Source organism: Chloroflexota bacterium (assembly GCA_040902225.1).
Lineage (GTDB): Bacteria > Chloroflexota > Limnocylindria > QHBO01 > QHBO01 > CF-167.
Genome location: JBBDXT010000004.1, coordinates 1,038,116 through 1,047,031 on the forward strand (window position 1 = coordinate 1,038,116; position 8,916 = coordinate 1,047,031).

Here is an 8,916-nt window from a genome sequence, read left to right on the forward strand (position 1 = left end):
CTTCTCTCGTTCCCCGCTCACATCTTGATTTCGATGTCAACGCCTGCTGCCAGGCTCAGCCGCATCAGCGCATCCACCGTCTTGGTCGACGGATCGATGATGTCGATCAGCCGCTTGTGCGTCCGGATCTCGAACTGCTCCCGGCCGTCCTTGTGGACGAACGGGCCGCGGATGACGGTGAACTTCTCGATCCGGGTCGGCAACGGCACCGGCCCCGCGATGCCGGCGCCGGTCCGCGTAGCCGTCTCCACGATCTGCTCGGCCGACTGGTCGAGCAGCTTGTGGTCGTACGCCTTGAGCCGGATGCGGATGCGCTGTTTGGCCATCGTCGATTAGCCGACCAACGCCGTGATCACGCCCGCGCCGACAGTGTGCCCGCCCTCGCGGATGGCGAATCGCTGACCCTGCTCGATGGCAATCGGGGTGATCAGCTCGACATCGATGTTCACGTTGTCGCCTGGCATGATCATCTCCACGCCCGGCGGCATCGAGATGGCGCCTGTCACGTCGGTGGTGCGCAGGTAGAACTGCGGACGGTAGCCGGCGTAGAACGGCGTGTGGCGACCGCCCTCCTCCTTGGTCAGGACGAGCACCTCGGCCTTGAACTTGGTGCCGGGCTTGACGCTGTTCGGCTTGGCCATCACCTGGCCACGCTCGAGCTCCTCGCGCTCGATGCCTCGCAGCAGCAGGCCGACGTTGTCGCCCGCCTGCCCCTCGTCGAGCGTCTTCTTGAACATCTCGACGCCGGTCACCACCAGTTGGCGGCTCTTGGCATGGATGCCGACCAGCTCCACCGTGTCGCTGGTGTGGACCACGCCGCGCTCGATGCGGCCGGTTGCCACGGTGCCACGGCCCTTGATCCCGAACACGTCCTCGATCGGCATCAGGAAGGGCTTGTCGACCTCCCGCACCGGGGTCGGGATGTAGTTGTCGACGGCGTCCATCAGCTCCTTGATGGAGGCGTACTCAGGGGCGTCCTGGTCGGTAGAGGTCGACTCCAGCGCCTTGAGCGCCGAGCCGCGGATGACCGGGATATCGTCACCGGGGAAGTCGTACTTGCTGAGGAGCTCGCGGACCTCCATCTCGACCAGGTCGATCAGCATCTCGTCGTCGACCATGTCGACCTTGTTGAGGTACACGACCAGCGACGGAACCTCCACCTGGCGGGCGAGCAGGATGTGCTCACGCGTCTGGGGCATGGGACCGTCGGCGGCCGACACGACCAGGATGGCGCCGTCCATCTGCGCGGCGCCGGTGATCATGTTCTTGATGTAGTCCGCGTGCCCCGGGCAGTCGACGTGCGCGTAGTGGCGCGCCGCCGTCTGGTACTCCACGTGGCTGATGGCGATCGTGATTCCGCGCTGCTTCTCCTCCGGAGCGTTATCGATCGAATCGAAGGCGCGGAAGTCGGCACCGCCCTGCAGGGCCAGGTACTTGGTGATCGCCGCGGTCAGGGTCGTCTTGCCGTGATCGACGTGACCGATGGTCCCGACGTTGACGTGCGGCTTGCTTCGGTCGAACTTCTGCTTTGCCATGGTGTGTCCTTCGTTGCTCCTTTAGCTCTTGGACTTCGCGATCAGCTCGTTGGCCAGGTTGGTTGGGACTTCTGAGTAGCGGGAGAACTCCATCGAATAGGTGGCGCGCCCCTGCGTCATGCTGCGCAGCTCGGTGGCGTAGCCGAACATCTCGGCCAGCGGGACATGAGCACGGATGACGCGCGCGCTGCCTCGCTCGTCGATCCCGTCCATGTGACCCCGCTTGCTGTTCAGGTTGCCGATGACGTCGCCCATGTATTCCTCGGGGGCGACCACCTCGACCTTCATGACCGGCTCCAGGATCGCCGGATCGGCCTTCGCGACGCCGTCCTTGGCCGCCATCGAGCCGGCGATCTTGAACGCCATCTCCGATGAGTCGACCTCGTGGAATGAGCCGTCGATGAGGGTCGCCTTGAGGTCGATCACCGGGAAGCCGGCGACCACGCCGCCGGCCAGGGCGTCACGCACCCCCTGCTCGATCGGCTTCCAGAACTCACGCGGCACCGCGCCGCCGACGACCTTGGATTCGAAGACCACCCCGCCGCCCCGCTCGAGCGGCTCCATGGTCAGGACGGCGTGGCCGTACTGGCCCTTGCCACCGGTCTGGCGCACGAAGCGACCCTCGGCCTTCACCGGCTTGCGGATCGTCTCGCGATAGCTGACCTGTGGGCGGCCGACGTTGGCCTGCACCTTGAACTCGCGGAGCATGCGGTCGACGATCACCTCGAGGTGCAGCTCGCCCATGCCGGCGATGCGGGTCTGGCCCGATTCCTCGTCACTGCTGACGCGGAAGGTCGGGTCCTCCTCCCCGAGACGTTGCAGGGCGATCGCCATCTTGTCCTGGTCGGCCTTGGTCTTGGGCTCGACGGCGAGTTCGATGACGGGCTCGGGGAAGGTGATCGCCTCGAGGATGATCGGCTTCGACTCGTCGCACAGGGTGTCGCCGGTGAAGGTCGTCTTGAGGCCCACCGCCGCGGCGATGTCGCCGGCGCTGACCGACTCGATCTCCTCGCGATGGTTGGCGTGCAGCTCGATCAGTCGACCGATCCGCTCCTTCTCGCCCTTGGTCGCGTTGTAGACGTATGAGCCGGACTTGAGCGTCCCTGAGTACACGCGGAAGAATGCCAGCTTGCCGACGAACGGGTCGGCCGCAATCTTGAAGGCGAGCGCCGCGAACGGCTCGGCCGGATCGGCGTGGCGGGTCACCTGCTCCCCGTTGCGCGGGTCGGTACCGATCACCGCCGCCACGTCGAGCGGCGAGGGGAGGTATTCGATCACCGCGTCGAGCATCGGCTGGACACCCTTGTTCTTGAGGGCGGAGCCGCACAGGACCGGGATGATCTTCGAGGCCAGGGTGCCGGCGCGCAGAGCGCGGCGCAGGGCGTCGGCATCCACCTCCTGCCCCTCCAGGAACCGATGCGCGATGTCGTCGTCGAGGTCGGCGACCGCCTCGACCAGCTTGTCGCGCCACGTGGCCGCGTCTTCGGCCAGCTCGGCGGGGATCTCGCCGACCTCCACCAGGTCGCCCAGGTCATTGCCGTAGGTGATCGCCTGCATCTCGAGCAGGTCGATCACGCCGCGGAATGCGCCCTCGGTGCCGATCGGCAGCTGCACCGGGACGGCGGTGGCGCCCAGGCGCTCGCGGATCATGTCCACCACACGCCAGAAGTCGGCGCCGGTGCGGTCGAGCTTGTTGACGAAGCAGAAGCGCGGCACCACATAACGATCGGCCTGACGCCAGACCGTCTCCGACTGTGGCTCAACGCCCGCCACGCCATCGAACACGACGACCGCGCCATCGAGCACGCGAAGGCTGCGCTCGACCTCGACCGTGAAATCCACGTGGCCGGGCGTGTCAATCAAGTTGATACGATGATCCCGCCAGAAGCAGGTCGTGGCTGCGGCCGTGATGGTGATGCCGCGCTCCTGCTCCTGCTCCATCCAGTCCATCGTGGCGGCGCCCTCGTGGACCTCGCCGAGCTTGTAGATCTTCTTGGTATAGAAGAGGATCCGCTCGGAGACGGTCGTCTTGCCGGCGTCGATGTGCGCGATGATCCCGATGTTGCGGGTCTTCTCGAGTGGGTATGCCTGGGCCATCATCGGCTTACCACTTGAAGTGGCTGAAGGCCTTGTTGGCCTCCGCCATCCGATGCGTGTCCTCGCGGCGCTTGACGGCGTTGCCGATGCCATTCGATGCGTCCACGAACTCGGCCGCCAGCTTCTCCCCCATGCTGTGCCCGTTCCGCTTGCGGGCGGAGTCGATCAGCCATCGCATGCCGAGGCTGATCCGACGATCGGCCCGTACCTCGACCGGGATCTGATAGGTGGAGCCACCGACCCGCTTGGGCTTGACCTCGATCAGCGGCATCGCGTTGCGCAGGGCCAGCTCCATCACCTCGACGCCCGACCGACCCGCCTGCTTCTCGCATCGCGCCAGCGCATCCTCGAGGATGCGAGCGGCGAGCTGGCGCTTGCCACCATGCATCAGCTTGTTGGTGAACTGGTCGAGGGTCAGCGCGGTGCCGACCAGCAGCTCCTGGTACTTGGTCTTGCGCGCGATGGTCGGACGGCGGGGCATTGGCCGGCTATCCCTTGCCCGGCGACTTGGCGCCGTACTTGGAGCGGCTCTGGCGCCGATCCCGGACGCCGGCGGCGTCCAGCGTGCCACGCACGATGTGGTACTTCACGGCCGGGAGGTCCTTGACGCGCCCACCCCGCACCAGCACCACCGAGTGCTCCTGCAGGTTGTGGCCGACGCCAGGGATATAGGCGGTGACCTCCATACCGTTGGTCAGGCGCACGCGCGCGACCTTGCGCAGCGCGGAGTTCGGCTTCTTCGGGGTGCGGGTCATGACCTGCAGGCACACGCCACGCCGCTGCGGGGCGCCACGGCCCTCAGAGGTGGTCTGCTTAAGGGTGTTGAAGGTACGGCGCAGCGCGGGTGCCTTCACCTTGTGCCCGGCCGGCTTGCGGCCCTTGCGGACCAGCTGGCTGATCGTCGGCAAGAAAAGAACCTCACACTCCGTTGGCTGATCGTGCGTCGGCGTCGAGTGATGGCGACCCGAACCGAGGCCTGCACTCTAGGGGCTGACGGCACCCTTCGCAGGGCACACACGAAGGCGTCCCGCGAGCGGGACACCGAACGCGGAGTATACGGTTCGCGCCGCACGAGTGTCAACCGAACGGGGTGCCCGACGAGCTCGTCCGGCGCCCCCGGATCAGCCCTCTTCGACGACCGCCGCGGGCGCCTCTTCAGCCTCTGTCTCGACCCCGTCCGCGGGGGGCGATCCATCGCCGCCGGCCTCCTCGTCGCCGGTCAGGAAGGTCATCGCCGCCTCGCGCTCGCGAAGCGCCTCGGCCTCCTCGGGCGAGAGCTCGCGCGCCTTGGCCGCGGCAGCCGCCCGGGATTCGGCACCGGTCCCGGCCGGGATCAGCTTGCCGATGATGACGTTCTCCTTGAGTCCCAGGAGGTGGTCCTTGGAGCCATTGATGGCCGCCTCGGTGAGCACCCGGGTCGTCTCCTGGAAGGAGGCCGCCGCCAGGAACGAGCTGGTGTTCAGCGACGCCTTGGTGACGCCGAGCAGGACGGTCTGCGCCGTCGCCGGCTCCCCGCCCTCGGCCAGGATCCGGTTGTTGACCTCCTCGAACTCGAAGCGGTCGATCAGCTCGCTCGGGAGCAGCTCCGTGTCGCCGGCCGCGTCGACGGTCACCTTGCGCAGCATCTGGCGCACGATGATCTCGATGTGCTTGTCGGCGATGGTGACACCCTGGCTGCGGTAGACCGTCTGCACCTCGCCCACCAAGAAGCGCTGGACCGTGTCCACGCCCTTGATCAGCAGAAGGTCCTTGGGGTTCAGCGAGCCCTCGGTCAGCGGGTGGCCGGCCAGCACCTCATCGCCCGTCTCGACCCGGAGGCGGGCCGAGTGCGGGACCTGGTATTCCCGGGCGTCGATGTCGACCGAGTGCAGGGTGAGGGTGCTCCCCTTCTTGGTGACGCGACCGGCGGCCGGCGACTTCACCTCGACGGCGTCGGGGCCCTCGCCGATGCGGGCCAGCAGCTGGCCGTCGGCCACCTCGTCGCCGTTCGCGACCAGGAGCTCATGCTGCGGGGTGAGCTTGATCGGCGTGTCGTAGCTGTCGCGGTGCGTGACGCGCACCACGACCGGCTGGTCCTGTCCGGCCCGCACCACCTCGATCGTCCCGTCGATCTCGGTCATGATCGCCTGTCCCTTGGGGATCCGCGCCTCGAACAGCTCCTCGACGCGGGGCAGGCCCTGGGTGATGTCCTCGCCGGCGACGCCGCCGGTGTGGAAGGTCCGCATCGTGAGCTGGGTTCCCGGCTCACCGATCGACTGGGCGGCGATGATGCCCACCGCCTGCCCCAGGTCGACCAGGCGTCCGGTTGCCAGGTTGCGCCCGTAGCACATGCGGCACACGCCGTGGCGCGCAGCGCAGGTCAGCGGCGAGCGGACGCTGACGCGATCGATCGCGAGGGCGTCGATGCGCTCGATGGCGACCTCGTCGATCTCGTCGTTGCGCGCCACGATCTGCTCACCGGTCTTCTCGTCGACGAGGTCCAGGGCGGCCATGCGGCCGACCAGCCGGTCGACGAACGGCTCGGGGATCTGGGTCGACTCCTCGCGGGTGATCCAGGTCCCGAGATCGGTGCCGCAGTCGTCCTCGCGCGTGATGACGTCCTGGGCCACGTCCACCAGGCGCCGGGTCAGGTACCCGGAGTCGGCGGTGCGCAGGGCCGTGTCGGCGAGCCCCTTGCGAGCCCCGTGGCTGGAGATGAAGTACTCGAGGACGCTCATCCCCTCGCGCAGGTTGCTGCGGATGGGCAGGTCGATGATCCGGCCCGAGGGGTCGGCCATCAGGCCGCGCATGCCCGCCAGCTGATGCACCTGGGTGACGTTGCCTCGCGCACCCGAGTGCGTGATCATCCAGACCGAGCCGCGCTTGTCGAGACCGGCCAGCATCTTCTCTGTCACGTCGTCGGTCGTGCCGCGCCAGACGTCGACCGTCTGGTTGTAGCGCTCGTCCTCGGTGATGAAGCCACGCCGGAACTCGCGATCGATCTCGTTCACCTTGGCATCGGCGGCCGCGAGCAGCTTGACCTTCTCGGTCGGCACGCGGATGTCGCCGATCCCGATCGTGATGCCGGCCATGGTGGCGTAGTGGAAGCCCAGGGTCTTGATGCCGTCCACCAGCTGGGTGGTCGCGGCCGGGCCAAGCTCGCGATAGCACTGAGCGATGAGTGCCTTCAGGCCCTTGCGGTCCATCTCCCGGTTGACGAAGCCGAGCTCCTTGGGGATGACGGTGTTGAAAATCACGCGGCCGGCGGTCGTCTCGACCAGCTCAGCGTGCATCGCGCCTGCCCCGTCGTTCGCGGCCGCATCCCACACCTCCAGCTCCACCTTGATGGGGGCCTGAACGTGGACGTGGCCGAGCTGCGTGACCATGACCGCCTCGTTGGCGCTGGCAAACGCCTTGCCGGCGCCCTTCTCGGTCGGCTCCTCGATGGTCAGGTAGTAGCAGCCCAGCACCATGTCATGGGTCGGCGACACGACCGGCGAGCCATCGGCCGCCGAGAGCAGGTTCTGGGTCGAGAGCATCAGCTCCTTCGCCTCGCGCTGCGCGGCGGTCGAGAGCGGCACGTGGACCGCCATCTGGTCGCCGTCGAAGTCGGCGTTGAAGGCGAAGCACACGAGCGGGTGGATCTGGATCGCGGATCCCTCCACCAGCACCGGCATGAACGCCTGGATCCCGAGCCGATGGAGGGTCGGGGCACGGTTGAGCAGCACCGGGTGGTCCTGGATCACCTCTTCGAGGACGTCCCAGACCTCCGGCCGCACCCGCTCGACGATCCGCTTTGCGCTCTTGATGTTGTGAGCGAAGCCCTTCTCGACCAGCTGGCGCATGACGAACGGCTTGAACAGCTCGAGCGCCATCTTCTTGGGGAGGCCGCACTGGTGCAGCTTCAGCTCCGGGCCGACCACGATGACCGAGCGGCCCGAGTAGTCGACGCGCTTGCCGAGCAGGTTCTGCCGGAAGCGCCCCTGCTTGCCCTTGAGCATGTCCGACAGGCTCTTGAGCCGATGGTTGCCGGTCCCGGCGATGGCACGCCCGCGCCGACCGTTGTCGATCAGGGCGTCGCACGCCTCCTGCAGCATCCGCTTCTCGTTGCGGATGATGATCTCCGGCGCCTCGAGGTCGAGGAGACGGCTGAGCCGGTTGTTGCGGTTGATGACCCGCCGGTACAGGTCATTCAGGTCGCTGGTCGCGAACCGCCCACCGTCGAGCTGCACCATCGGGCGCAGGTCGGGCGGAATGACCGGCAGCGTCGAGAGGATCATCCATTCGGGCCGCGCGCCGCTCTTGCGGAAGGCCTCGATCAGCCGCAGACGCTTGATCGCCTTCTTGCGTCGCTGCCCGGAGGTCTGCCGCATCTCGACGTGCAGCCGCTGGGCCAGCTCGTCCAGGTCGAGCTGCTCGATGATCTTCTTGATCGCCTCGGCACCCATGCCGGCCTCGAAGAGGCGGCCGTACTGCTCGGAGAGCGTTCGGAACTCGGACTCGGTCAGGGTCTGCATGACCTTGATGTCGGCGATCTGGGCGCGCGCCGCACGCGCGGCCAGTCGTGCGTCATCGGTCTCGCGCGCGACCTGGGCCTTCTCGTTAGCGAGCGCGTCGTCGATCCCGCTGCTGAGGTCGGCGATCGCCGCCTGCAGCCGCTCGGCGGCGTGCGCCTTGGCCTCCTTGACCTCCTTCTCGAGGGCCTCGACCTCGGCCTTGACGGCCTTGCGCAGTGCCGTCAGGGCGGCCTTGGACGCCTCCCCGGCGCGCGCCACCACCTCGCCGGTGGGGGTGAAGACGATGTCCTCGGCGACGGTCTTGCCGCCCTCTTTCAGGGCCGCCTCGACCTGCTGGCCGGCGGTGGCCAACTCCTCGCTGCGGGTCGCGATCAGCGCATCGGCGCGGGCCGCATCGGCCTCGGAGTCGCTGGTGACCTGTGCCCGCTTGTCGGCGATCGCCGCCTCGAGCTCGGCCTTCTTGGCCTCGACCAGCTCGCCGGCGCGAGCGATCCGATCGGCCATCTCCTCCTCGACCCGGGCGAGCGCCTTCTCGCGCTCGTGCTCATCGACGCGCGAGACGACGTACAGCGCGAAGTAGAGGATCCGCTCCAGGTTGCGGGGGCTGACGTCGAGCAGGATCCCCAGCCGCGACGGTGTGCCCTTGAAATACCAGATGTGGCTGACCGGGCTGGCGAGCTTGATGTGCCCCATCCGCTCGCGACGGACCTTGCTGCGGGTGACCTCGACGCCACACTTGTCGCAGATGATCCCCTTGTAGCGGATCCGCTTGTACTTGCCGCAGTAGC

General features: G+C 67.5%; 6 protein-coding genes. All 6 read right to left on the minus strand.

All coding sequences use genetic code 11. From position 1 onward, the window contains the following. Positions 1-17: 17 nt before the first annotated feature. Positions 18-326 (minus strand): 30S ribosomal protein S10, encoded by a 309-nt coding sequence (gene rpsJ / locus WEB29_07600; protein MEX2136804.1) that lies wholly within the window; start codon positions 324-326, stop codon positions 18-20. A gap of 6 nt (positions 327-332) precedes the next feature. Next, a complete protein-coding gene (gene tuf / locus WEB29_07605) occupies positions 333-1,535 on the minus strand; it encodes an elongation factor Tu (GenBank protein ID MEX2136805.1) in 1,203 nt (400 codons plus the stop codon). Between the two features lie 21 nt (positions 1,536-1,556). After that, positions 1,557-3,632 carry an elongation factor G gene (fusA, locus tag WEB29_07610; protein ID MEX2136806.1) on the minus strand — a complete coding sequence of 692 codons (2,076 nt, stop codon included), beginning with the start codon at positions 3,630-3,632 and terminating at the stop codon, positions 1,557-1,559. 7 nt (positions 3,633-3,639) lie between these two features. Continuing rightward, positions 3,640-4,113, minus strand: coding sequence for a 30S ribosomal protein S7 (rpsG, locus tag WEB29_07615; GenBank protein ID MEX2136807.1), 474 nt, complete (start codon positions 4,111-4,113; stop codon positions 3,640-3,642). A 7-nt stretch (positions 4,114-4,120) separates the two neighbouring features. Continuing rightward, positions 4,121-4,540: a 30S ribosomal protein S12 gene (gene rpsL / locus WEB29_07620; GenBank protein MEX2136808.1), complete on the minus strand. Its 420-nt coding sequence runs from the start codon at positions 4,538-4,540 to the stop codon at positions 4,121-4,123. Between the two features lie 213 nt (positions 4,541-4,753). Next, the coding region (rpoC, locus tag WEB29_07625) for a DNA-directed RNA polymerase subunit beta' (GenBank protein ID MEX2136809.1) at positions 4,754-8,916 on the minus strand (4,163 nt) is incomplete at its 5' end.

What these genes read in the sequence shown, in the direction of transcription:
- tuf (MEX2136805.1), bottom strand. Translation starts at nt 1,535, where the DNA reads ATGGCAAAGCAGAAGTTCGACCGAAGCAAGCCGCACGTCAACGTCGGG.
- rpsJ (MEX2136804.1), bottom strand. Translation starts at nt 326, where the DNA reads ATGGCCAAACAGCGCATCCGCATCCGGCTCAAGGCGTACGACCACAAG.
- rpsG (MEX2136807.1), bottom strand. Translation starts at nt 4,113, where the DNA reads ATGCCCCGCCGTCCGACCATCGCGCGCAAGACCAAGTACCAGGAGCTG.
- fusA (MEX2136806.1), bottom strand. Translation starts at nt 3,632, where the DNA reads ATGGCCCAGGCATACCCACTCGAGAAGACCCGCAACATCGGGATCATC.